A 25,084-nucleotide genomic window follows, 5' to 3' on the forward strand; every position below is an offset into this window, starting at 1 on the left:
CAAATATAAATTTGAAATCATTCTAACTGAAGAGTTTAAATAATCTTTATGATAAAAAACTACAAGTAAAAGTAGGATTAAAGTTCTATTCTTGTAATTAAAACTATTTATTATTTGATAATGATTTTATGAATTTCAGTAAGTGACTTATTTTCTTTAAAATTGAGAGTTAAATTGTTGGTTTTTATTATTTCAAAGTTGTGCAATTGTAAATTAATAATTTCATTTTTTCCATTATAAAATTTTCTAGGTTTATTCTAAATGATTTAATACTTAGGTTATATTTTCAACGATGAAGATAAAAATCTCTATGAATAATAACTAAAAATTTATTTTCAACTATGGAGGAATATTAAAATGAACACCAACTTTACGGTTTTCGATAACACGAAAATTCTTTTAAGACTAAGTCGAAGCGAAAACTGGAAAAAAGATATAACGATTAAGGCTCTCTTAGGATTTAACATTATCAGTGTTTTATCATTTATTGGGATCTTAATTTCAGATATTGTGATTTTTTATGGATTTGACGCAAAGGAAGCTATCAATATTTTTACATGACAGCTATTAGTCAAAATTCTTTTGGTCTTTAGCATTTTTATGTTTAATAAATTCCAAGTAAATCGCATACTGTCCAAAAAACTTATGAGTTGCACAAATCAAGATTTTTCATATTGTAATTGCGAAGGTTATTATTTAGTTAATCGCTTTATTAATAATCAAAAATTAAGTAGAAGTTATCGACTAAATAAGATTTTTAATCTTCTACTAACAATTAGCTATTTATTTGTTGCTATAATTCCCTTTATTTTTAGACAACAAGTTTTCAATGACCTAGAAAGATCGGCAACAATCTTTAGCATCATATATCTTGTTAAATTGTTTTTAGTTGATCTAATTTGTGCTTATGTTATTAATAGTAACATTTTTGGTAAGAAAAATAAATTCAAAGTAGATGCCGAATTAGGCAACTTTATTAACTATCTATACTTATTTATATACTTTATCTTTTATGGAAGTTTATGATTATTTATTAGTTACCTTACTGCCTTTAACATTTTAAATGGTTTTTCACTAATTTCTCTTTACTATGCAGCAGTATTCACAATTCCATTTTTCTACGTTGCCAAAGTTATCAACACACTAGTTTTATTAAGGAAGGACTTAAGCAAAACCAAATACCTACTTGCTTTTATGCCACTATTTGTCCTTCCTGAAAAATCAATCAATGAATAGAAGTTCTATTCACCTATCTACCTCTATGCTAATAAATTGCAAATAATAATAGATGCTCCTTAAAAGCAGTAAATCATTGCTAAGGAAGCACCTATTTTTTTGGCTTTACAATATAGTTATACTATAATAATTATTTCGACTGCTTAAAATGACATTTCAAAATCAATTCATTATTTTTAGCATTTTTATATCTAACTTCAAGTAGAGTAGCTGAAAATATCCCTTTCTCTAAGAAGAATTAAAAAGCCAAATGACCTAACATTTGACTTTTTCACTACCGAAAATGGCAGATTTTATTATCATTTAACATCTTTACGTGATAGAGGCATTGACATACAACGTGCATTTCCCATACCAAGTGATAGTTGGTTACCTTTAAATGGTAAAACCTTAATTCCTGCAGCTTCTAGAGCTTGATTGGTTTTTTCATTACGTGAATATCCAATTACAACTCCTGGTGCAATAGCTAAGTAGTTTGTACCATCAAAGTGGGTTTCTCTTTCAACATCAATGTCTGAAGCAGAATCTCCAGCAATAGGAATAAGAATAGGTTTTTTGTTAATAATTGTTTCCAATAATTTTTCTAGTGGTAAACCATTTACTTTTGGTTGTGGTTCATCGCCACCATTAACTAAATCGTAATCTCAGAATTTAAAGACATCATTAGCAATTGGTGAGTATAGGAATTTATCTTTGTCTAACATTGTTAGTCATGTATCTAGGTGCATTAGGTTTGTTCATTTAGGAACGTTAATAGCAACGATACGTTTGAATTCACATTCTTTGTTTGCTTTGATGTTTTTTGCTAATAGAGTGATTGTTTCTAAGTCGGTTCTTTCTGAAACACCAACAACTAAAGTTTCGTTATTGTAAATAAATACGTCTCCACCTTCGATTGATAATTTCATAGCTGGGTTGTAGTATAGTGGTGTGTTCATTAACTTAGGGTGATTTGCGAAAACAAATCTTGAGAATAATGTTTCACGTTGTCTAACTTTATATCTCATGTAGTGAATTGTTACACCATTTCCAACTGATGCAAATGGATCACGAGTGAAGTATAAGTTTGGCATTGGGTCAACAATTAATTCACGATCTGATTCAATTTTTAGATCATGTTTGGTAATTCCAGCCATCATGTATTGAATCAATTCTCTTGAAGATTTTATTCCCATTAAGAATTTTCTTACTAATTCTTTATGTTCTTCAGATAAAACTGGTTCTGAATCTTCTAGAAATTCTTCGATTAGCTTTTCTTGTTTTTCCTTTGAAACCATATCATATGTTTCAGATACTAGATCTGTTAGCTCAACTACATTAATATTGTTTTTCTTTAGTTCAGCAACGAATTCTTGATGTTCTTTACGAGCGTCATGACTTTCAAGAATTGCTGAGAATAATAACTCATCTAGTCGGGCTGGAGTTATATATTCAATTTCACGCCCTGGTTCATGTACTAGAACTGATTGAAGTTCTCCTATTTCAGAGTATACATGAATTCCATTAAATTTACTGTCAAATACAGACATATTTATTCCTTTCAAATTAAGATGTTATGTTATATTTAAGCGTATAAATAGGTTTCGTTTTGGTTATAATTTAATTCTTTTCAATTTTAAGAAAAATATAATTGCAAATTAATATTATTTATACAATTCAATTATACTATTTTGTTATACTTTTTTATGTAAGTCTAGTAGATATAAGATAATTTTTAAGACTAGATTTAATAATTAATTAACTTATTGCCAAAAATATCATTGAAAATTAATTTTATAAATTATTTTTCAGAGGAAAAAGGAGAATAATATGCAATACAAAACTCTTGTTGATATCGCAAAAGAGACATTAGGAAATAGTGAAGGTATGGAATTTAGAGATATCTTCGAAGGCGTTAGGGAACGAATTTTTGATAGATGAAGATCTGAAACACCACAAGAAATATCAGATGAAAAAATGTTAGAAGCTAAAAGAGGCGAACTATTTCGCTTACTAACTGTTGATGGAAGATTTTTTCACAATGAAGATGGGACATGAACTGCCCTAAGACCAGAAATTAAAGGCTAGTAGTATCAATTACTAGTTTTTTTAAATTTTAAATATTAAAATATAAATATGAAACATAAAAAAATATTTTTAGGCTTAACTTTGACAGCTACATTTATTCCAGTTGCTGCGATTTCATGTACTGTCAAGGAAAATAAGTCAGACACCTTACTAAAAGAAGAAATATTACAATTAAAACAAATGCTAGTTGATCATGGTTCAGCTATTATTGAATATGAAAAAATTTCTGCAGATATTAGTAGCGTTGAACAAGAAATTAATCAAAGTCAGTTTGATATTAAATTAATTAAAGAACAAATTAAAGAAATTAAAAACAAGCTAAAAAAATACATTGATGATAAACTCGAAGCAACTAATTTTAAATTTGAAATAAACAACCTCGAATTTAAAATTGATAAAGCCCGTGATATCAGTAATTGAAACATAGAAATTGCTGATGGTGATACCATTAGAATATCAGTTATTCGGGACGGAAAATTTCCAGAAATGGCAAATATCCGTTTTGCAGGAGTTGATACTCCGGAAACACATAAGCGCAAAAATGGCAATTTTATTGATACAACTGGAGAACAATTTAAGTATGGGAAAATTGCTGAATTTTATACCAAGCGAATTATTCAAAATGCGAAAAAAGTTTTTATAGTTCCGCAAAAAACAAAAAGCAAAACAAATAAGGGCAAGGATAAAGATAAACAATTTTTAGATCCATATAATAGAATTGTTGGAATAGTTTATTACCAAGACAAAAATGATAAAATTTATTGCCTTAATGAGCAGTTAGTTTATTATGGATTTGCAAGAATGAGTTACATTTCACTAAGTGAAAGCAGCACATTTTATACTGCAAATGTTGAATACTTTAATAGCCTAGAAAAAGCGAAAGAGCATGCTATTAATAATCATCTAGGCATTTATGCAAATGATAATAAGTTTAAAGAAATTTTTCCTACTAAATAAGGTTTAGACATTATAAAAGTTACATAACGAGGAATTTAATAATTTAAAGACACTTTAATACTTTAAAAACTAATATTTTTATTAATGAATTTAATAAAGGTATTTTTTAGTTTTAATTATTTTCAGTAAATAATTGCCATATTAAGCAAAAATAAAATTTTTATTATATAATTTTTTTTGCTTAATGGCAAATATGGGTAAGTACTCAAGTGGTCGAAGAGGCGGTCCTGCTAAGACTGTAGGGGTGATAAAACACCCGCGGAGGTTCAAATCCTCTCTTACCCGCCATTTTTTTATTGCAAGAATTTAAGAAAAAATCCCCATGTTAGAGGATTTTTTTTGTTTCCTTTAATTAACATTAAAGTGGAAAAGTGTCTTTACTTCCTTTAATATTTACATCACTAAAAACAATTTTTTCTGTTCCGTCAGTCTTTCAAAAGATAAATGTATAAACTTTATTTTTATCCAATTTTTCTTGTGATCATTCAAATACTAATGGAAATTCCACGTTTTCTTTAGCTACTGTAGTAGTTTTCTTGATGATAGGGGAATTATTACTATCTAGCTTTAGAGTATTGTCATTTTCTCCATTAACTTCTGTTGCAAAAGCAGTCCAATTTCCTGTAACTCCCTTAACTGGAGCTAAATGTAAACTAAATCTAAATACTCCTTTATCATCTAATTTATTTTCTGCTCTAGCTGCTGGGTGAAGCAGTGTTCTTGTTTTAACTCTTTCTTCAGGGAAGGCAGTAATTCCATGTTTAGTAAAATCAATTGTTTGATTTGTTCTACGACCTTCTTCTGCAATGAAAGTATCTTTGCTTCCTTTTATATTTTCGTCGCTAAAAACAATTTTTTCAGATCCATCTTCTTTTCAAAAGATAAATGTGTAGAATTTTCCTTTTTCTAATTTATTATTATCTGTTCATTTAAAGATTAATGGAAATCCTTCATTTGGGTCAGCTTGTTCATCTGCGGTAGTTGTAGCAACCTTTACAGATTTTGAAGGAACCAATGTATTGTCTTCTAATGATTTTACTTCAGTTGCAAAGCCTAATCATTTTCCTTTAACGCCTCTAGTTGGTTCTAAATGCAATTTAAATTTAAATACGCCTTCAGAATCTAGTTTGTTAGCATCTCTAGCAGCTGGATGAATTAAAGTTCTTGTTTTAACTCTTTGTTCAGGGAAATTTTGAACTCCATGTTTTGTAAAATCTATAGTTTGATTTGTTGCTCTTGCTTTTTCGGCAACAAATGTATCTTGGTTTGAGTTAATATATTTTTGATCAAAAACTATTCTTTCTGTACCATCTTTTTTTCAAAATACAAATGTATAGAATTTTCCTTCATCTAATTTTTGTTTATCTCATTTAAAGATTAATGGAAATCCTTCATTTGGATCAGCTTGTTCGTCAGCTTCAGTTTCTGTTACTTTTACTGCTTTTGAATCAGCTAATGTATTATCATTTAATGATTTAACTTCAGTAGCAATACCTACTCATGTGCCCTTTACTCCTTGTGTTGGAGCTAAATGCAATTTAAATTTAAATACTCCTTCAGCATCTAATTTATTAGCATCTCTAGCAGCTGGATGAATTAAAACTCTTGATTTAATTTGAGATTCAGGTAATTTTGTAATTCCATAATCTTCATATTTTAGAGTTTGATTAGTATTTTCCTTAATTTTTTGTTGTCCACCACCATTATCGGTATTTGAACAAGAAGCGGCTATTAATGGAATAGCTATAATTGATGAAATTGATCCCAATGAAATCATTAATTTTGTAGATTTTTTCATATTTGTTCCTTTTTTTGTTAAACATTTATTTTGTTATATATTCAGGAATATATAAGTATTGGTGTATGTCATACTTTTCAAAATAAAAAACATATTTTGAAATAAAGGTTATATATCTTTTCTTTATAAATGACATACTAAAATTATAATTAAAATCATAAAAATACAAAAAAAATTAACTAAAATTACTCTATTTATAGTATAAAAATCTCAAATAAAACATATTTTATGTTTTAGTAATATACTTATAGTAAAAATACGAGAAATGAAACATTACAATTAAGGAATAAAATATGAAAAAAAATCTTAAATGACTAGTTATTATGCCGATTTCGGTTTTTAGTTTACCGATGATAGCGGCAGCTTGTGAGAATAAAAAAGATAATATAGAACCAAAAAATCCACCGTCAATGGATATGCCAAAAGATCCAATGATAACGCCACCAAATGACAGTACTCCCCAAACTCCACCAAAGATGGATATGCCCCCTAAGAAAGACGCTCCTCAAACTCCGCCATCAAAAGATGTGCCTAAAAATCCAATGCCAACACCACCAAATGACAGCACTCCTCAAACTCCACCAGCAGAGGATATGCCGCCAAAGATGGACATACCTAATAATCCAAATATGATGATGCACGAAGCTCCAAAACCAACTCCGCCGCCAGCAAAGGATATTCCACCTAAAAAGGAAATGCCTCAAACACCACCAAAGTCAACTCCCCCTGAAACTCCTAAAAACCCTTTAGATCCAATGGATATGAATAAGCCCAATATTCCAAAGCTAGAAGAAAAAGATAAATTAGAATATTCTAAACAAGTGTTGTATTTAAATCTATGAGATTTACATAAAAACAAAACACCCACCGACTATGATTTTGAAGCAGAAACAATTCTAAATAATCTTTTTACTAAGAAATATATAGAAGGAGATGTTTTTCAGAATGGAAAAATATTAATTAATGATTTAAAAAATGCTAGAAAGGAAAATAAAATTTCTAAAGTAGTTGACGTATTAGTAAAATCAGCAATAGGTTCAGATAAATATTCGACATATATTAACTTTTTGGATGAAAAAGAAATTGAATATATACGTGATTTTAGAGTGATAAATGACATGAATAGATTTGATATATTTAATAAGTTTTGAAGAGAAATAAGAGAGAATGATTCACCAGTGGTTGACTATAAGGTTTTATTTTTTTTAGATTATGTTTTAACATATGATAGAAATACCGGCAATTTGAAATATAATGAAATTTTAGAATTAATAAAAAAAGCACTGGAAAATAAGACAAATTTGACCAAACAAGAAGTAGAACAAATCAACATGATTGTTAAAAAACAAAAGTAAATTCATATTTTCTATTAGAATAGTATTAAGGAGAAAAAATGATGAATTTAAAAAATAAGAAAAAAATTGTGTTAATTACTCTTGGAACATTAAGCATAATTCCGCTACCATTAGCAGCTGCATGTACAAATACTAATACAAAACCACAAACCCCGCCAAATGATCCTCCAGCCGCTAATCCTCCGGCTAATTCAAATCCGGGAAAACGAGAAATAGTGCCAGGAGTTTCAGTTGATATAACTGCTTATCCTAGTAATGTAATATATTTATCTCTATACTATCTACATAGAGTTGAATATATTAAAACAGTAAACAAAAAGGATTTCCCATATATTGGTGAATCTAAGCAAATTCTTGAGAAGCTTTTGGAGGTTGAAAAAACCAATGATGAAGTTATTAATAACGGAATTTCTTTTATAAACGATTTTAAGAAATACGCAGAAAATGATCCTAATGGAAAAAATTTTGAGAGCGACTATATAGATTCAGCAGCATCTAGAAATGATAAAAAATATCAAGTTTATCTAGACTATTTAATTAATTTAAACTACAAATTTAGAGAAATCCAAAACGGAGCTCCAAAGCCTAATAATCATATTAAACTAATCAAACACTATTGGAATTTACTAAAACCTACAAGACATGATTTTTGATCACTATTTTACATTAAAGGTCTTATCGAAGAGTACATTAATTTAAAAGAAAATGACATGAAAACAGTTGAAGAATTAAAAAAAGTTCTACCAGACTTGGAAAATGCCATAGCTATGAAACAGGCTTTAGCCCCAGCTAAAATTGCTAATATTAATTTGATAATTGAACCGCTAAAAGAATAAATAAAAACTAAAAAGCAGGGTATTAATCCTGCCTTTTTTATTTTTCCTGTTTGTTTTTATGTAAGAAAGAAAAGTAATTTTAATTTTAAGATACTTAAAATTACGCTATTTAATGACAATTAAATAGCATTAATATTATAGCAAGAACTAAAAAAATTAGCCGTTTCTAGCTAATATTTTTTAAAAATAAACAATTTACATTTTGTTTGGAATATCTAAATCCATCAATTCCATACCATTTGCTAAAACTATTTTGGTGGCCTTTACTAAAGCTAGATAAGACTCTTCATCCTCTGATCCCAAAACTTTTGTATTAGAGTAAAATGAATTAAATGTGCTAGCTAATTTTACTAAAAATGGTGGTAGTAAATTAACTTTGTAGTTTTTTGCTATAATCGCAATTAGATCTGGGTATTCTTTTAGTTCATTAATTAGTTTTTGGGCATATTCATTATTAAATGCCTTGGCTAGTGGGTTTTTAGTAGTTGATTTTTCAAGCAATTGAACACAACGTGCATGTGCATACTTAATAATATACATTGGATTGGTTTCATCTGATTTATTAACCTTAGCAATATCAAAATCAATTTTTGAATTATATGATCTTTCAATTAAAAAGAAACGAATGGCATCTTTACCAACTAAATCAAGTAATTCTCTCAACGTTAACGAGGTTCCTAAACGTTTAGACATTTTAACTTCTTTACCATTTTTAACAACTCTTAGCAATTGGAACAAAATGATTTCTAATTGATCTCTTCTTCATCCTAGATCTTCAAATGAAAATTTAACTCTTTCAACATAACCAGAGTGATCAGCTCCTCAGATGTCAATGATAGTTCCTTTTTCTTTATCATTTAGTTGTAAAAATTTTCATTCATGGTAGGCAATGTCTGCACATAAATATGTTGAGTCACCATTGCTTTTAATAATTACCCGGTCTTTATCATCTCTACCACCCTTGGTTGTAGCAAGTCATGTTGCACCATCCTTTTCATAAGTGGTTTTTAATCTCCTGATTGTTGGTCAAACTAAATTTTTCTCATATTGTTCAGTTTCAGATGTATATATATCAAACCATACACCAAATCTTTTAAGATCTTTTTCAATATTTTTTAACGCGAAATTTCTGCCGAAATCTCTAAATAACATTTTGATTTCCTCAGTGTATTTAACACCCTTATATTTATCTTTGTTTTGGTTATAAAATTCTTGGGCAAATTCAATAATATCCCCACCACGATAAGCATCATCAGGCATTGGATAATCCTTATCGAAAATTTGCTGATATCTTGAAAAAACTGAAATTGCTAAATTATTCATTTGATTTCCATAATCATTAACTAAATACTCTCGAACAACTTTATGGCCGGCTTTTTCTAAAATTTTACATAGGGTAGCACCAATGGCAGCATTTCTAGCATGACCAATGTGTAAATATCCAGTGGGATTAGCGGATACAAACTCCACATTGATAGGACCCTTATTTTTATCTTCAATACTTCCGTATTTTTCGCCTAATTTGTTGATTAAATTAACAGTATCGGCAAAAACCGAATCTGATACTCAGAAATTTATAAAACCAGGTTCTGAAACCTTTACTTCTCTAATTTGTGAATATTTATTTAAATCAATATTTTGACAAATTTCATTAGCAATGTCTAGTGCTTTTTTACCAATCTCCTTTTGTAAAGTTAAAGCAATATTTGTCGAGTAATCTCCATAATTTTTTGATTCTGTCAAAATTATGGGTTTATTAATGTTCATTTTTTTTAAAGCTTCATTAATTGAAGCTATAATAATATCTTTTGTCATGTTCATATCTAAAATTATAATATATTTACTATTTTTAATATAATATTCATACTATGAAAAAAATATATTTATGTGGTCCAACTGTTTATAATTATCCGCATATCGGAAACCTAAGGCCAGCAATGGCTTTTGATATTTTTATTAGAGCGCAAAGACATCTTGGAGAAAAGATCTTTTTTCTGCAGAATATTACTGATATTGACGACAAAATTATTCAAAAAGCAATTGAAGAGAAAAAAAGTGAACTTGAAATTTCGCAATTTTATGAAAAATACTATTTACAGCAATATCAAAACTTTAATTTAATATCTCCCGATAAATGAATTAGAGTAACGGATTCACTTCAACAAATGTATGATTACATTCAAAGACTAATTGACGTTGGGGCTGCCTATCAGGTAAAGCAAAATGTTTTCTTTGATGTCATGAAATTTAAAGATATCTATGGTGCGATTAGCAATCAAAAAATTGATAGCTTAATTTCGAACGAAAATAATGATTATGGCAAAAAAAATCCCCTAGACTTTGCGCTATGAAAAGAAACTAATATTGGTGTTAAATACCACAGCATTTTCGGTGATGGCCGGCCAGGGTGACACACTGAATGTAGCTGTTTTATTGACGCTATCTTTGGCAGTGAAAGCATTGATATTCATGGTGGTGGAATTGATTTAATTTTTCCACACCATGAAAATGAAAATATTCAGCATTACGCTTTGCACCAAAAACCAATTGCAAAACAGTGACTACATTTTGGAACCTTAAATTATAAAAATCAAAAAATGTCAAAATCACTTGGAAATATCATTTACCCACATGATTTTTTGAAATCATATGATGCCGATACATATCGTATTTTAATTTTAACCACCAATTATAGCAAACCGATTAATATTACCGATGAGCTACTAAATAGCAATCAGATGCAAATAAATAAGTTTAAGATAATTGCTAACAAAATGCAACTTGAAAATATAAGTCTTGAATATGACAATGAGTTAGTGAAAAAAATAATTAACTTATTTGCTAATTTAAACTTTGCAAATGGTTATAGTGAATGAATTAAATTAACAAAAAAAGAAAGTGATTATGGTGGTTTTATTAAAATTGCTACACTGCTAGGATTTTCTTTTCCAGCACTAAAGCTTAGTGATGAAAATAAAAAATTATATTTAACTTGAAAAGATGCAACAAAAGCAAAAGATTATCAAAGAGCAGATGCCATTCGCGCTAAGCTAAAAGAAAAAGGGATTATTTAATGAGAAATATTATTTTTGGAAAAAATTCAGTGCTTGAAGCTTTAAAAAATGGCTATCCAATTGAAAAATTATATTTACAAAAGGGATTAGTAAATCGTGATATCAAATTTAAAAATATTGTCTACCTAGACTTATCAGAAATGAATAAAATGGCTAAGGGCAATCACCAAGGATACATTGCAGAAATTAAAGACTATCAATATTATGATTTTGGTTCGATTCTAAAAGATAAACCAGAAACTATTTTGATGCTTGATCATATTCAAGATCCACAAAATTTTGGGGCAATTATGCGCTCTGCTAGTGTTTTTGGAATAAAGCATATCATCATTCCTAAAAATCGTTGCTGTGAAGTGACGGCTACCGTGCTAAAAATATCATCAGGTGGATTTAAGGATATTAAAGTTATCAAAGTGGCTTCATTATTTGAGGCAATTGAATCACTGAAAAAAAATAATTTTTGAATCTATGCCTCAGTTCTTAATGAGAAGGCGAAAAAACTGCATAAAACTATTTTTTCTAAACCAACATGTTTAATTGTTGGCAATGAAGAAAGTGGAGTTTCTAATACCTTAATCAAACACAGTGATGAGTTAATTTATATTGAACAAAAAGAAGATGCGATACAGTCCTTGAATGTTGCCACTGCTACTGGCATTCTCTTATATGAAATTACAAAAAAATAAAATCCAGAAGATAATTCTGGACTTTTTTTATTATTTATATTAGTTTAAAGTAACTTTTGTTCCGATTTTTTCCGCAATAATATTTTCAAGGTCTTTTAAATCACCGATGAAAGCGGCTTTTCCACCTTCTTCAACGAATTTAATAGCAGCTTGCACTTTTGGAAGCATACTTCCTGGGGCAAATTGATTTTCTGAAATATATTTTTCTAATTCAGCTTTAGTTGCGGTTTTTAAATCTTTTTGGTCTGGTTTTCCGTAGTTAACTTTAACATAATCAACTGCAGTTAAAACAATAAAGTAATCAGCTTTTGCTAAAGCAGCCATTTTTGCTAAAGCAAAGTCTTTGTCAATAACTCCATCAACACCATCAATGTAACCACTTTTATCTTTAACGGTAGGAATTCCTCCCCCACCACCAACAATAACGGTTGCACCTGATTCAATAGCCTTTTTGATTTGATTAATACCAACAAAGTTAATTGGTTTTGGTGAAGCAACAACTTTACGGTAACCACGACCAGCATCTTCAACTATAACACTATTTGGGTTGGCAGCTTCTGCTTCTTCTCTTGAAGTAAAGAATGGGCCAATTGGTTTGGTTGGGTTTTGAAAAGCAGGATCTTTAGGATCAACTAAGGTTTGGGTTAAAATATATAAAACTTCTTTTTCAGTAAGACCTTCATCAACGAAAGCATTTGAAATTGAAGATACCATATGATATCCAATGTAACCTTGACTCATAGCACCAGCTTCTGGCAATGGAACTAGTGGTGACTTAGCATTCACTGAGTGAGCGCTAACAAAGCCATTGAAAATCATTCCTACTTGTGGGCCATTACCATGACCAACAATAACTTCATGTCCCGCTTTAACTAATTCAGCAATTTTTTTAGCAGGAACTTTAACAAGTTCTTTTTGTTCTTGTGGATTATTTCCTAAAGCATTACCACCTAAAGCAATAACAATTCTACTCATAATTAGTATCCCATTGTTGCTAGAATAACAGCTTTAATTGTGTGCATACGGTTTCCAGCTTGTTGAATTGATTTGTTGTATTTTGAGTTAAATACTTCATCAGTTACTTCCATTGCTCCGGTAGCAACAACTGGGAATTGTTTACCAAATTTTTCTTTAATTTCAGCTGAGAATAAAGTGTGATCATCGTGGAATGCTGGTAAACAGTGTAGGAAGATAACATCTTTCTTAGCAGCTTTAATCATAGGCATATCAACTTGGAAAGCTCCTAATTCAGCGATTCTTGATTCAAATAATGAAAAATCTTCTCCTAGTGATACTCATACGTCTGTGTAGATAACATCAGCATTTTTAGCAGCTTCTAATTTGTTATCTGAAAATGATACTGAGCCACCATTACGTTCAAATAATTTTTGAACAGCGTCGTAAACTGGTTTGTGAGTTGGGGCATTTTTAACAATATCTCATTGTGCTTTTGGCCCACATAAAACAATGTCCATACCAACAAAAGCAGCACCAATCATTAATGAACGAGCAACATTGTTTTTAATATCGCCGGCAAAAACAATTTTCTTACCTTTTAGGTCAACTCCCTTGTATTCCATAACTGTCATATAGTCAGCTAACATTTGTGTAGGGTGTTCTGCATCAGTTAGTCCATTTCATACTGGAACTCCTGAGTATTTAACTAAAGCATCAACATCACTTTGTTTGAATCCACGGAATTCAATACCGTCATAGATTTCTCCTAAAACTTTAGCAGTATCTTCAACTGATTCTTTCTTTCCAAAGTTTGAACCTGATGGTCCGATGTATGTACAACTTGCTCCTAAGTCAGCAGCTGCTACTTCAAATGAACAACGTGTTCTAGTTGAGTCCTTTTGGAATAAAATAACAATATTTTTTCCTGTAAGTGGACGGTGATTTACATGTAGTCCTTGCATTTTTGAACTTTTTAATTCTAGAGATAGATTTAACAGATAAGTGATTTCATCTGTTGTGAAATTTAAGGCGGTATCTAGACTACGCCCTTTTAAATTCATTGGCATTTTTTGCTCTCCTTTTTTAAAATAGTAATAAATGTATAATATACACATATTATATTAATTTATAGTGTTTAACACGATAAAATTATACAATAATTTTTTATTTAAAATACCTAATATCATCAAGAGATAATTTACATTTTTTTAACAAAGCAAATAAAAAAATAAGTTGGTTAACCTATTTTTAAAATAAATGAAATTAATTTGTACTTTGTGGTTGTTTTTGATCTTGTGAGTTTTGCTTAATTTCCTTTAAAGCATCTCATAATTTCTTATATGAACCAAAACCATAACCATGGTTTCATCCACCATAAATTGAATTACCAGGTACTTGAACATTGAATTGATATCAATCTAAATCAGTAATTGTAACTTTCTTTGTGACCTTATCTTTAACTACTTTAATACCTTTAGAACCATTTTCATCCTTAAATAATTTTTCAACTTTTTCCATCTTAGAAAATTCCTTGCTTTTTGTGGTACTTCTTTCACTCTTGTAAGCATCATCATAGAAATCATTAAAGTCATCGCCAATTCGCATGATTACTCTAGTTTTAACCGCTTTACCTGAACCTTCTTGTGATTGTGAGAAATCTCAACCAGCTTCGTTATCACTAACGGCATTCATTCTTTGATTCTTTGTTGTAGCTCTTCAAAAATCTCTTCCTTCAGCTTCTGCAGAATCTCTGATTGCTTCTTTTCAAGGGGCTTTTTGATAAGTACCATCAGCTTTTAGTGGATTTACTCCTGAAGTTCAGAACATTCAATCATGTACATACTTGGCATCTAATCCTGCAGCAATTAAGTTCTTTTTGATTCCATCAATTGAAGGTCTTAATTGTCTAATTCCTGAGTTAAACATAACAATTCCCCCTGCCTCAAAAACATGTTTGATGAATTCAATTGCGCCAGGAATAGGCTTTCTATTACCGATAGCATCAATCGAATCTTTTTTTGTTTCTGAAAATTGACCGTTATTGTCAGTAATTGTTCACGCTTGAGTGTATTCATTGATAAATACAGTTTCATCAATGTCCATGAATACTACTGGTACGAATTTTCCGTCTGCGGGGTTGCTTACTTTTCCATCTGCCTGTTTTAAAGCAGCATAATCCATTTTGTCAGTTTCAGCACGTTTTTTTAAATTATCAAAAGCGATAGTTGCTAGTCGGTAAGCTTGAATTTGAGCAATTCTTGATTCAGCTGAGTTCATGTATCAAACAATTGAACTAACAGCGCCAGCACCTTTATTTAATTTTTCAATCAGCTCTGCTTTTTGGTCAGTATTTAATGTTTTGGTAACATCAAGAGCATTAATTAGCTCAATTTTTTGTTGTTCTGATAATTTTTCGATATTATCTTCTAATTTTTTCTTAATGTCAGCAATTGACTCTTCTTTAGTAGATCCCGTGTCTTTGCTGCTTTTATTAGTACATGAGGCTACAACAACAGGTAGCGCAGCAAGGGGCGCCAAAGCTCCTAGCAAAAATTTTCATTTAATCATTATTTATAATTCTCCTTAAAAAATACTATTATAAATTTATATTATACTATCCTAAAAGTAACTCATAAATAATTGAATAAAAAAAGAAACCATAACGGTTTACTTTTGGTCTTCAACATTAATTTTTAGTGTAACTTGATGTTTTTTGATTCTTAAAACACCTTTTCAAAATCAAGCAATTCCAGCGGGAAGTGAAGTGGCCATAACAAATAGCAGAATATCTAAAACTATAACTACTCCGAGATTTCGACCAGTGTAGAAAAATGGTTGAATGAAGTTTAAAAACTTATAAACAACAACATTATATTTAATGTAGGCTTCTGAATCATTTTTATCGGGTAGTAGTTGACTCCCCATGAAGAATGTTATCATCGCAAAAAAGAAATAAACTAGACCCATAACATTAGTTAGTCATAAATCTGATGTTTTTAAGGCAATTTCTTTTCGACCAATGATTAAAAATATCATTCCGATTGCAGGGTTTACAGCATGAAGAATAAAGCTTGGAAGTGCCTTTCCTAAATTATTTCAACCGCCACTTTGCAGTAGCACAAAGAATATTAGGGTTCAATAAATTAGAAATGTAATTGAAATATTAACTACAGCAAAAAAGTAAAAATATTGAACACGTTGCGATTTGTGATGTAAAGCAAATACAATTAGAGCAAATGATAGAATAAAGTTACTTAACATCGTAAATGATCCGGCTTGCTTTCACATTGCGGCTAGCGCATCAGGATATAAGTTAACTTTTGGCATTAATGCTCTTACTTCAGGATTGTTGTACTTTTCTAGTAATGGTTGAATTCCATAAGCATAGAAATAGTAGCATAGAATAGATGCATTTGTTAATAAAAGAAGAATCCCAAATACTAATGCCGCAGTATAATAGGGATTTCTTTTATTAAGCATTTTTTTATACATAGTTTGTTCGAATTTCATAGTTTAATTATTATAAAGCATTAATGTTAATTAAAATTAAAAAATTAATTATCTTATATTTATGCTTTAATTGTTTTCAGCAATCTCATCATCAGTTGGAATATTTAAATTAGATCCAACATATGAGAAGATCTCTGGACTTTGTTTAATGTATTTACCTTCTAAGATTCTAATAACACTTTCAACAGTATCTTTTAGTGGAACATAAACTCCAGGTGCTTTAGTAAACTGCTCTGTCATGAAGAAATTTTGGGTGAAGAAGTTTTCAAGTTGTAAAGCTTTTTTAACAATAATTTTATTTTCTTTATCAAGTTCATCAAAACCAAGAATTAAGATAACATCTTCTAGGTCTTTATAAGCTTTTAAAATTTTCTTAGTTTCAACAATTGCATCGTAGTGACGTTTACCAATAATATCAGCACTAATTGAATTTGATGAACTAGCTAGTGGATCAAAGGCTGGGAAAATATTTTTTGCTGTTTGTTCACGTGAAAGAACTAAATTACCATCCAAGTGATTGAAAACTGCCACTGCAGAAGGGTCACTTAAATCATCCATTGGTAGGAAAATTGTTTGAAATGATGTAATCGAACCATTTTCATTTTTAAATAAACGATCTTCAATTTTCGCAACATCACTTTCAAGAGTTGATTGATATCCACCAACTGATGGCTTTTTACCTAATGAAGCACTAACTTCATTTTCTGCTTGGATGAAACGATAAATATTATCAACGAAAAGTAAGACATCTTCTTTTTCAATATCACGTAAATATTCCGCTGCAGTAATACCGATTGGAACAATTGAGGTTCTTGCTCCTGGCGATTCGTTCATTTTTGAGATATACATTGATGAGTTTTCCATTAAATTAGATGATTTTAGCTCATCGTATAATTCAATCGCTTCACGCGATCTCTCTCCAGAACCAATGAAAATATTGGCAGTTGATTTTTTATGACGATTAACGTTAAAAATAATTTCCTTCATTAAAACAGTTTTACCAACTCCGGCACCACCAAAAATTCCTAGTTTATAACCTTTAATAATTGGCATGAAGAAATCAATTGCTTTAATTCCAGTTTCAACAATTTCAATTTGCGAATCTAAAAATCTTGTTGAAGTCAGAGTTGAATTCATTTCAACATATTTTGGTTTAATTTTAGTTTCCAGTAGTGGATGACCTCAGAAGTTGTAGATATTATTTTTAGAATTTTTACCAACTGGAACAAGAAATGTTTTTCCGGTATTTTCAACTTTTTCATTAATCGCTATATCTTTGGCATTATAAACAATAATTGCCCGAATAGTTTGTTCATCAATAATTCTTTTAACTAATAAAAATGTTTCACCATTGTGTAAAGTTAAAAGCGAGTTAATTGCAGGTAAAGTTTTTTTTGAAAATTCAATTTCAATAATATCTGATCAAATTTTTGTAACAACACCAGTCATTATTTGTCTCCTATTCTTTTAGCAATTAATTCTAAAGTTTCTGTGCTAAATGGAACAAAACCATGTTCATATTCCACTTTTCAATCTAAATTCATAAAATCAGAGTATTGCTTTAGTGAATATGCAAAAAAGTTTTTGCTAATCTTATCATCATATTTTTCATTTTTTCTAATATGCTCAAAGATTCCTTTTGCTTCTAAATTTATTTCCAGTAGTGCATCTAAGAACTTAAGTGCTTTTTGCTCATCTTTAATATTTCTTAAAATTCCCCATGAAATTATCTTAGTCATGAAGATAGTTAGATTTTCGGAATGAAGAGAAAAACCAACTTGATTAAACATTTTTTCAATCATTTTACCTTTATATAACAAAATTGATGTCTCTTTATTAAGTTCATAATCTAACATTGCTAGTTTTAGATGTCTTTTATAAGCTCTAAAGATTTTTCCAATTTCTCCTGCCGCTTTGGTTAGCAGACGGTTTTGAACTGATGAACCAGTTCTTGAAACCGATAAATCAACATTAATCGCTGGAAACTTACCGGCCGAAAATAAGTCAGCGCTAGTTACAATTTGACCGTCAGTAATCGAAATGATATTTGATGAAATCAATGAAGTAATATCACCGTCGATGGTTTGCAGAATTGGTAGAGCAGTAATAGTCTTTCTATTGACAAATGAGCCCGCTCTTTCAAGTAATGATGAGTGCGCAAAGAACATATCGCCAGGCATTGCTTCTTTACCGACAGGCTTATCAGTCAGAAGAGCAATTTCTCTAAAAATATTGGCATGTTTTGTTAAATCATCAAACACTATTAAAACATCATCATTAGCTGAAATGTTTTCGGCATGAGCCATACCAACATATGGCGCTAAATATTGTTCATAAACACTTGTTGCAGGCGCATCAATAATAATTGTATTTTTCATTGCATCATATTTGGTTAAGTTGTTATAGATGCTAGTAATGTTTTCGCGTTTTTGACCAATTGCTACATAAACACACTTGACATTTTTTCTTGCCGCATTAATGATTGTATTAATAGCAATATGAGTTTTACCAGTTTGACGATCACCAATAATTAGCTCTCTTTGTCCCTTTCCAATTGGGATTAGCAAATCAACAACCGTGATTCCAGTATAAAGCTGTTCATTTAATTTCTTCACAGTCATCAAATTATGTGCTAGGCCAAAAATTGGTCTTTCAAGGTCTCCGGCCTTTTGTTTAATGTCAACCTTTTTAGGATAATAGGCGTTTCCGTGAATATCAATAATCCTTCCAAAATGATCTTTCGAACTAAAAACTGTTTGTTTTTCATCATCTTCAATAATAGAAGCACCGATTTGAATTTCGCCTGGATTAGCATTTGAAATTAAATATGCTTGATCTTCGGCGGCGTTGATTAGAAATAATTTGATATTCTTGTTATCTTCTAAATAAAAGACTTTTCTTTGTTGATAATCATGTTTCCCTTCAACTTTGACTATATAATCAAACACTGCAGAAACTTTTGGATTTGTAATTTTTTTATCCATATTTTGTTTTCCTTTCAATTTATACAAATAATAGAGCAATTCCAGCACCTACTAAAACTAACGCGCATAGGTAAATGATTAGTATTAGTGCCAAAATTTGTTTGTTTTTCAAATTTTTACGTTTCATAATTAAAGCTACAGTGTCGATAATAGCAATTAATGCTCCTATGGCAATAATCACATAGGCAATAGTATTTTTAACATTATTTTTTTGTTTCTGGTTTAGATTAATTACTTCTTGTGCTTTATTATAATTTTCTGAGTATTTTGTTTTACTTTCTGCTTTACCTTTAATTGCTTCGCGATCAATTAATGAGCTTAGTAAATTAATACTATTTTTTATGTTTGCTGAAAGTAGAATATATGAGTTATATCATCTACCTCTGTCAACAGGAATTTCATTCGAAAGTGATTTAAACTTAAATGAATCCTGTCTTGCCATATTAAATAATTGGTTAATTAGTAGAGCATTTCCGTTGATTTCTTGAATATTTTGTTCAATTATTGGTTTATTACCCTCGATAACAATTTTCAAATCATCTAGCACTTCGATATACGCATCGGCTAAATGTGATCAGAAAATTCCTTTATCAATTTTAGTAGCTGAAAGCTCGCCTAAGAAATTTAGTTCAGTTGCATATTTATATGATTGAACTAAATTATTATTATCATTATTAGTTTTTCATAAATTTATATAGGAATTTTGCAATTTATCTTGTGATTCTCTAAAGCTTGGACTTTCGGAATTTAAAATTCTTTCATTTGCTGCTTTGACCAAATTAAACATTGCTAACTGTAACGTTGCATTATTAACTTGAGAGTAATCTAATTTATCATCATAGCCAATTGATTTAGCAACTCCTTGGAAGATTTTAGTAATGCTTTCAACTTCGGCTTTTTTTAGAGTTGATTCTCTTAGTGTTAGCAACTTTGTTGAAGCAATGGTGTAACTTCTTGATAAATTCTTTACAACCCGATCACTAATATAAATCTTTATGTTATTAAGTTGGTCATTTGCACCTTGGCTAAAACTTACTACTTTATATTCATATCTTGTATTAATGGGATTATTAAAGAAGAAAATTTTTTGTTTCTCTTCTTCACTAGCACTTCTAAAAAGACTACTTAGTTGTGAAGAGCTTCTCGTTGCATATTCAGGGCTAACGTATGGAGTTAGGGGTGGAAGGGCTTTTTCTAGTTCTGCACTTTCATCTAAAATTGGCGGAGTTTCACTTGGTTTACCAGGTACTAGTGGAGGAATATTTGGAGGATTAACTGGATTTTTCTTGTTTTGTTCCTCATTTTGTTTTTGTACTGCTTGTTGGTTTTGCTTTAAATCAAAGTCCAAAACTTTTGGGTACAATTTTGTGAAAATATAATCTTTTCAACTAGCAAAATTTTTTGGTTTTCCCCAAGTTAGATTATTTAAATCATCATAGTTTAATTCAAATTCAGGAATATCTTTTTCATCAAAAAATAGTTTTCTACTTTCCTTTAATAAATCAGAGGTGTATTTTTTTAATAAATCAGTAAATTCCATTTTAGTGAAGACATTTTGTTGTGATTTATTATTATCAGATTTAAGAGTACCTTTAATTTCAGTAATAAATTTTTTATTCGGAGCTGAAAATTTTAGTTTATCGCCGACTCCTGTGATTGCTTCTTTATAATCGGTATAATCGGTTGTACCAATTCAAAAATTACTATAAACATTTTTATTAAAATCAGCTTCAGCAGTAATTAGATTTCTATTCTCTCCAACGACCTTAGGAAAAATTAATGGAAGACCATTATCAAAAGGATTTTTCTTAATTGCATTTTCGTCGCTTAAATATTTAATTAATTCTTTTAAATAAATAATTTTCTTTAAATTTGCTTTGAAATCCTTAGGATCATCTTTTTTAGCGGTGTCATGAAGCGCTTGTAAAATCTTCTTGCCTTCTTTTATAACATTCGCAACTGCGTCATTAATTTCCTTTTCGGCAAGACCTTTAAATTCTGAAAACGCAGGTGAAATGCTTTTCTTTGGCGTTTCTTTAGCATCTGGGTTAGCAGGTGGAGTTTGCTGTCCTGGGTTGGTTTGTGGGTTGTTAATTTGAGGATTAGTTTGATTTTCTTCGCGTTGTGGTGCTTTTGCACTAGCAACAGTAATTGGTAGAATTGAAACTGGAGCTAGAAGCAAAGATAAGATTTTTTTACTCATATTTATTTTCCTCCACTAAATTAAGAAATTGCATCATCTTTAGTTCATATAGTTGTGATTTATACTCCTCTAAAGTAATGAAATCATCAATTCCCATTCCAATGTTCTTTAAGATCTCTAAATCATTAATTTCTTTATTAATGCTACGAATTTGTTCTTTATAGTTAACTTTTTTCTTATCTTTAATAAAAATTCGAGAATTTGAAAAAGTATTGATTTGAGCAATGTTATTTTTAATGGTAATTGAAGCATTAACTAAAAACATGAAAAATTCTTTTTTAGCTACAGTATCAAAAATTTTAATGATACTATGTTCAAAATTAGAAATTGAATCATTATCAAGGATTTCCCAATCTTCATCGTCAGAAATGTTAATATATAGATTTCCCGAAATAATTTCGATTGGCTGATTTTTTAAGAAATTTATTAAAATTCTGTGATTATTTTTTTTCATATCAATCTTTTTATTTCCTTTCTACATACTAAAGTTCTTGTTATTCCCAGTAATAAGTATGATTTCTTCAATTTCTTTTTCACGTTTTGATTTAAGAATTTTCTTATTGATTTTTAGCAGTTCCTCATCAATTTCTTTTATCATCCGGTTTGTGGTGACTAAACCAATTTTGGCTTTATAGAAATTCGATTCAACAATTAATGAATTGAGAGCGTTTTCTAAAAAGATGTTAATTTCAGTTTCAAAATAATTTGAAATATTAGGGTAGATTTTAAAGTTTTCAAAATCTTTTTCAGTATTTAAATTACCTTTAATATCATTAATAATCGAGCCTAAATTAAAGTTTTCAATCGGTAGAATTTGAAAGGGTTTATCATAGCTCTTGTTTGAATTAATAACAAAAAAAACACTTTTATAATTATTTTGATGATAAAGAATTTTGATTATTTGGGCAATATGCTTTGCTAGATGATTATCATGCTCCTCAAGATCAAAGCTTTTAATGATATTAAACTTATGCTCTGAACAGAATTGGTTTGCCCGTTTACCGATGACAATAAAATCAGAAGTGTTCCGTTTTGCTGATGATAAAATGGTATTTTCATAACGCGTATACGAATCGGTTCCATATTTTTGCTCTTCAGTTAAGTAAATTCATAATTCGCGGTTAGGTTGAAAGAATTTTGCTAATTTCTGCAAACCTTTTGGTAAAAAAGTGTTTGCTATTAATTCGTTTTTAATTCCGAATTTTTGCCGCATTAGAACAATATTGTTTTTATTGTTTAGCGAGTTATTAATAAAAAATGATAATTTTTGGTTCAACTTTATAATATTTATCAAATAAATATTCTTCTCATTGTTTACCTTTAATGAAATATTTTGCAAACTTAAAAGTTTTTGTTGCAATTTTTTAATGTGCATTATTTCCTGCTTTTGAAGGTAGTGATGTTACTCATTTTTTACTAAAGAATAATTTTAAAGATTCAGTACTATTAGCTAGGAAAATAACTAAGTTTGGAAATAGTTCCACATAAAATCCTTGCTTAATTAATGAAAACAGTTGTTCATTTAACAAATTAAGAAATTCCTGATAAACTGGATCCTCTGCGACAGTAAAGTTAACTGCCCATGTAGCTGATGATTCTTTGTCGGTAATAATTGGAATTAGTGCTTCAGTGCTAAATTTCAAACTTATGTTAAAACTAATAACAAATTTTTGGAAAACCAATTCATATTTGTTGAGCAGCGCTAATTGAAAGTCATTTTTAAATTTTTCAAATAGTTTAGATTCAAAATTTTCGTTTACTCTTAGCAAAATGGTGGCATAAAATTTATCAAATGAAATAAATTTTTCACTTTGAATAAGTTTTTCATATTCAGCATAGAAGTTAAAGATTTCTTCATTTTGACTTTTTTGTGATTTATTTTTCATTTCTAAACTCCTTTGAAACTTTTATTTCGCTTTGATTGATAAGTTGATTGTTTTTAACTCTAAAAAGAATATGAGTTAAATAAGAAATATTACTTAGTAAAAAGATTAGTGAAATAGTGAAGGTTACAACTATCATAATCGCATGAATGCTAATGTTACTATTAATTACATAGAATAAGTAATTAGCATTGCTTTTTTCAATTAATAAGTGGTTAACAGCAAAAATTAGTAAGGTAGTAATAATTGACATTAATAAAACAACAATAAAAATATTACTAAAATTATTCGCTGATTTAATTCTAATAAAGTAAAGAGAAATTATTGCTATTGCCGCTATTGCCGAGAAGAATAAATTAATAATGTTAATTTTTTCATCTTGACTATTAACATTAATAATTAGTAGTGAAAATCAGATAATACTTTGTGCGATCGCTAAAAATAAATTGTGTTTTAGTGTTCCTTGTATTTTCTTGTTTTTCGAATAAACAAGGAAGGCATAAATGCCAAGCACAGTTACTGGAATAATAATTTGAAGTAAGTATAAGTAATTTCTTTGTAATGGAATTTTTAGAACGTTAGTATCATCTAATACTAGTGGAAACATTCTAATTAATCATAGAAATGCCACAAATGCTAACCCTAAATTTAAAATAATCAAATTCTTTAAATAAAGTTTGGCATTTCCTTTTTGAGTTAGCAGATTAATACGCTCGAAACTATTTCCAACTACTAGCAAGGCAAATAATAGTGAAATCGCAATAATTGCTAGTAAATTGCTAATACTTCTAACTGTAAATAAATTTACCATTTTAGTATAAAAGCTATTTGCTTGAAATAGGAAATTTGGTACCCTTGACGAATGATTTCAGCCATAAACAAATCCAAGTACTAATCCAAGACTTATTAATTGTGAAATTGAAGTAATGATTAAAATATTTCTATTCTTATAAACTAGTGGTTCACTTTTCATTTTGATATGCATACTTTGAATTGAGTAACCCAAATTAATTAGGTAAAGTGCCACTAGGATAAGCGATAAGTGAACAAGTTTTACTGGTAAATTTTCAAAGTATAAAAAGAATAGTAAAAAGCTAGCAATTGATAAAGATAGGTATGCAGCAAACCATAAATAGTATTTTTTTATGTAATGCTGGTTTAGACTAATATTTATAAAGTTTTTATAAAAACTAAAGATAAAAACAAATCCCAGCAAGAACATCCGAAATAGTATTAGAATATTAAGCTGTTGAATTCCGAAACTATCGAAATTGAAGAAAAATCGCAACGAATTAAATGGTAATAGGCTCTGTGCGAAAATTGTTCTTGGTGCAAAAAATAGCAGTAATGCACTCATTACGATAAATAAGGCAAAGGCTATGATCTTAAGAATTTTCGCTGATTTATTAATTTTCTTAGCTTTTGAAAATCCATCATAATCATCGAAGATTTTTTGCTTGTCAATTATTGATTTTTGCATGATTTTCTCCTTTTTAAAATAAGACAATAGAATTATATAGTTTAAATTTTATAATTTA

General features: G+C 29.4%; 21 protein-coding genes and 1 tRNA gene. 8 read left to right on the forward strand and 14 right to left on the reverse strand.

Annotated features, from left to right (window positions below; all coding sequences use genetic code 4):
• Window positions 1-357 precede the first annotated feature (357 nt).
• Complete coding sequence (locus HGG64_RS00745; protein ID WP_169580067.1) at window positions 358-1,236, forward strand: hypothetical protein; 879 nt, start codon at window positions 358-360, stop codon at window positions 1,234-1,236.
• Window positions 1,237-1,532: 296 nt separating this feature from the next.
• Here HGG64_RS00745 and arcA read toward each other — a convergent pair whose 3' ends face one another.
• Window positions 1,533-2,765, reverse strand: a complete 1,233-nt coding sequence (arcA, locus tag HGG64_RS00750; RefSeq protein WP_169580068.1) for an arginine deiminase — start codon at window positions 2,763-2,765, stop codon at window positions 1,533-1,535.
• A gap of 280 nt (window positions 2,766-3,045) precedes the next feature.
• On the opposite strand from arcA, the gene rpoE reads away from it, so the two are divergent.
• From rpoE to HGG64_RS00765, 3 genes are all read left to right on the forward strand, one after another.
• Window positions 3,046-3,303 carry a DNA-directed RNA polymerase subunit delta gene (rpoE, locus tag HGG64_RS00755; protein ID WP_169580069.1) on the forward strand — a complete coding sequence of 86 codons (258 nt, stop codon included), beginning with the start codon at window positions 3,046-3,048 and terminating at the stop codon, window positions 3,301-3,303.
• Window positions 3,304-3,351: 48 nt separating this feature from the next.
• The gene (locus HGG64_RS00760) at window positions 3,352-4,260 is read left to right on the forward strand and encodes a thermonuclease family protein (RefSeq protein WP_169580070.1); all 909 of its coding nucleotides are present in this window, start codon (window positions 3,352-3,354) and stop codon (window positions 4,258-4,260) included.
• Between the two features lie 195 nt (window positions 4,261-4,455).
• Window positions 4,456-4,548 (forward strand) — tRNA-Ser (locus HGG64_RS00765).
• Window positions 4,549-4,618: 70 nt separating this feature from the next.
• On the opposite strand, the gene HGG64_RS00770 is transcribed toward HGG64_RS00765, so the two are convergent.
• A complete protein-coding gene (locus tag HGG64_RS00770; RefSeq protein WP_169580071.1) occupies window positions 4,619-6,058 on the reverse strand; it encodes a variable surface lipoprotein in 1,440 nt (479 codons plus the stop codon).
• Between the two features lie 293 nt (window positions 6,059-6,351).
• Between HGG64_RS00770 and HGG64_RS00775 the strand changes: the two genes are divergently transcribed.
• Window positions 6,352-7,413, forward strand: a complete 1,062-nt coding sequence (locus tag HGG64_RS00775) for a hypothetical protein (protein ID WP_169580072.1) — start codon at window positions 6,352-6,354, stop codon at window positions 7,411-7,413.
• A gap of 38 nt (window positions 7,414-7,451) precedes the next feature.
• Window positions 7,452-8,249, forward strand: a complete 798-nt coding sequence (locus tag HGG64_RS00780) for a hypothetical protein (protein WP_169580073.1) — start codon at window positions 7,452-7,454, stop codon at window positions 8,247-8,249.
• A 195-nt stretch (window positions 8,250-8,444) separates the two neighbouring features.
• On the opposite strand, the gene argS is transcribed toward HGG64_RS00780, so the two are convergent.
• A complete protein-coding gene (argS, locus tag HGG64_RS00785) occupies window positions 8,445-10,070 on the reverse strand; it encodes an arginine--tRNA ligase (RefSeq protein ID WP_169580074.1) in 1,626 nt (541 codons plus the stop codon).
• Between the two features lie 47 nt (window positions 10,071-10,117).
• On the opposite strand from argS, the gene HGG64_RS00790 reads away from it, so the two are divergent.
• Together HGG64_RS00790 and rlmB are read left to right on the forward strand one after the other, a co-directional pair.
• Window positions 10,118-11,323 carry a class I tRNA ligase family protein gene (locus HGG64_RS00790; RefSeq protein WP_169580075.1) on the forward strand — a complete coding sequence of 402 codons (1,206 nt, stop codon included), beginning with the start codon at window positions 10,118-10,120 and terminating at the stop codon, window positions 11,321-11,323.
• The gene (gene rlmB, locus HGG64_RS00795; RefSeq protein ID WP_169580076.1) at window positions 11,323-12,009 is read left to right on the forward strand and encodes a 23S rRNA (guanosine(2251)-2'-O)-methyltransferase RlmB; all 687 of its coding nucleotides are present in this window, start codon (window positions 11,323-11,325) and stop codon (window positions 12,007-12,009) included. The genes HGG64_RS00790 and rlmB overlap by 1 nt, the downstream gene beginning before the upstream one ends.
• A gap of 39 nt (window positions 12,010-12,048) precedes the next feature.
• On the opposite strand, the gene arcC is transcribed toward rlmB, so the two are convergent.
• From arcC to HGG64_RS00850, 11 genes are all read right to left on the reverse strand, one after another.
• Window positions 12,049-12,984, reverse strand: coding sequence for a carbamate kinase (gene arcC, locus HGG64_RS00800; protein ID WP_169580077.1), 936 nt, complete (start codon window positions 12,982-12,984; stop codon window positions 12,049-12,051).
• A gap of 2 nt (window positions 12,985-12,986) precedes the next feature.
• Window positions 12,987-14,033: an ornithine carbamoyltransferase gene (argF, locus tag HGG64_RS00805; protein WP_169580078.1), complete on the reverse strand. Its 1,047-nt coding sequence runs from the start codon at window positions 14,031-14,033 to the stop codon at window positions 12,987-12,989.
• A 196-nt stretch (window positions 14,034-14,229) separates the two neighbouring features.
• Window positions 14,230-15,534, reverse strand: a complete 1,305-nt coding sequence (locus HGG64_RS00810) for an HAD family acid phosphatase (protein ID WP_169580079.1) — start codon at window positions 15,532-15,534, stop codon at window positions 14,230-14,232.
• A 99-nt stretch (window positions 15,535-15,633) separates the two neighbouring features.
• Window positions 15,634-16,476: an MAGa3780 family membrane protein gene (locus tag HGG64_RS00815; RefSeq protein WP_169580080.1), complete on the reverse strand. Its 843-nt coding sequence runs from the start codon at window positions 16,474-16,476 to the stop codon at window positions 15,634-15,636.
• Between the two features lie 66 nt (window positions 16,477-16,542).
• On the reverse strand, window positions 16,543-17,925 hold the full coding sequence (locus HGG64_RS00820) for an MSC_0618 family F1-like ATPase beta subunit (protein ID WP_169580081.1): 1,383 nt from the start codon (window positions 17,923-17,925) through the stop codon (window positions 16,543-16,545).
• A complete protein-coding gene (locus HGG64_RS00825) occupies window positions 17,925-19,460 on the reverse strand; it encodes an MSC_0619 family F1-like ATPase alpha subunit (RefSeq protein ID WP_169580082.1) in 1,536 nt (511 codons plus the stop codon). Before HGG64_RS00825 ends, HGG64_RS00820 begins: the two co-directional genes overlap by 1 nt.
• Before the next feature lie 19 nt (window positions 19,461-19,479).
• Window positions 19,480-21,663 (reverse strand): MSC_0620 family F1-like ATPase-associated subunit, encoded by a 2,184-nt coding sequence (locus HGG64_RS00830; RefSeq protein ID WP_169580083.1) that lies wholly within the window; start codon window positions 21,661-21,663, stop codon window positions 19,480-19,482.
• Complete coding sequence (locus tag HGG64_RS00835; RefSeq protein WP_169580084.1) at window positions 21,656-22,117, reverse strand: MSC_0621 family F1-like ATPase epsilon subunit; 462 nt, start codon at window positions 22,115-22,117, stop codon at window positions 21,656-21,658. The genes HGG64_RS00830 and HGG64_RS00835 overlap by 8 nt, the downstream gene beginning before the upstream one ends.
• A 21-nt stretch (window positions 22,118-22,138) precedes the next feature.
• Window positions 22,139-23,038, reverse strand: coding sequence for an MSC_0622 family F1-like ATPase gamma subunit (locus tag HGG64_RS00840; RefSeq protein ID WP_169580085.1), 900 nt, complete (start codon window positions 23,036-23,038; stop codon window positions 22,139-22,141).
• Window positions 23,028-23,549, reverse strand: coding sequence for a DUF2714 domain-containing protein (locus HGG64_RS00845; RefSeq protein WP_169580086.1), 522 nt, complete (start codon window positions 23,547-23,549; stop codon window positions 23,028-23,030). Before HGG64_RS00845 ends, HGG64_RS00840 begins: the two co-directional genes overlap by 11 nt.
• Complete coding sequence (locus HGG64_RS00850; protein ID WP_169580087.1) at window positions 23,539-25,026, reverse strand: MSC_0624 family F1-like ATPase-associated membrane protein; 1,488 nt, start codon at window positions 25,024-25,026, stop codon at window positions 23,539-23,541. Before HGG64_RS00850 ends, HGG64_RS00845 begins: the two co-directional genes overlap by 11 nt.
• Between the last annotated feature and the right edge of the window lie 58 nt (window positions 25,027-25,084).

This window comes from Mycoplasma phocoeninasale, from assembly GCF_012934885.1.
Taxonomy (GTDB): Bacteria; Bacillota_I; Bacilli_A; order Mycoplasmatales; family Metamycoplasmataceae; genus Metamycoplasma; species Metamycoplasma phocoeninasale.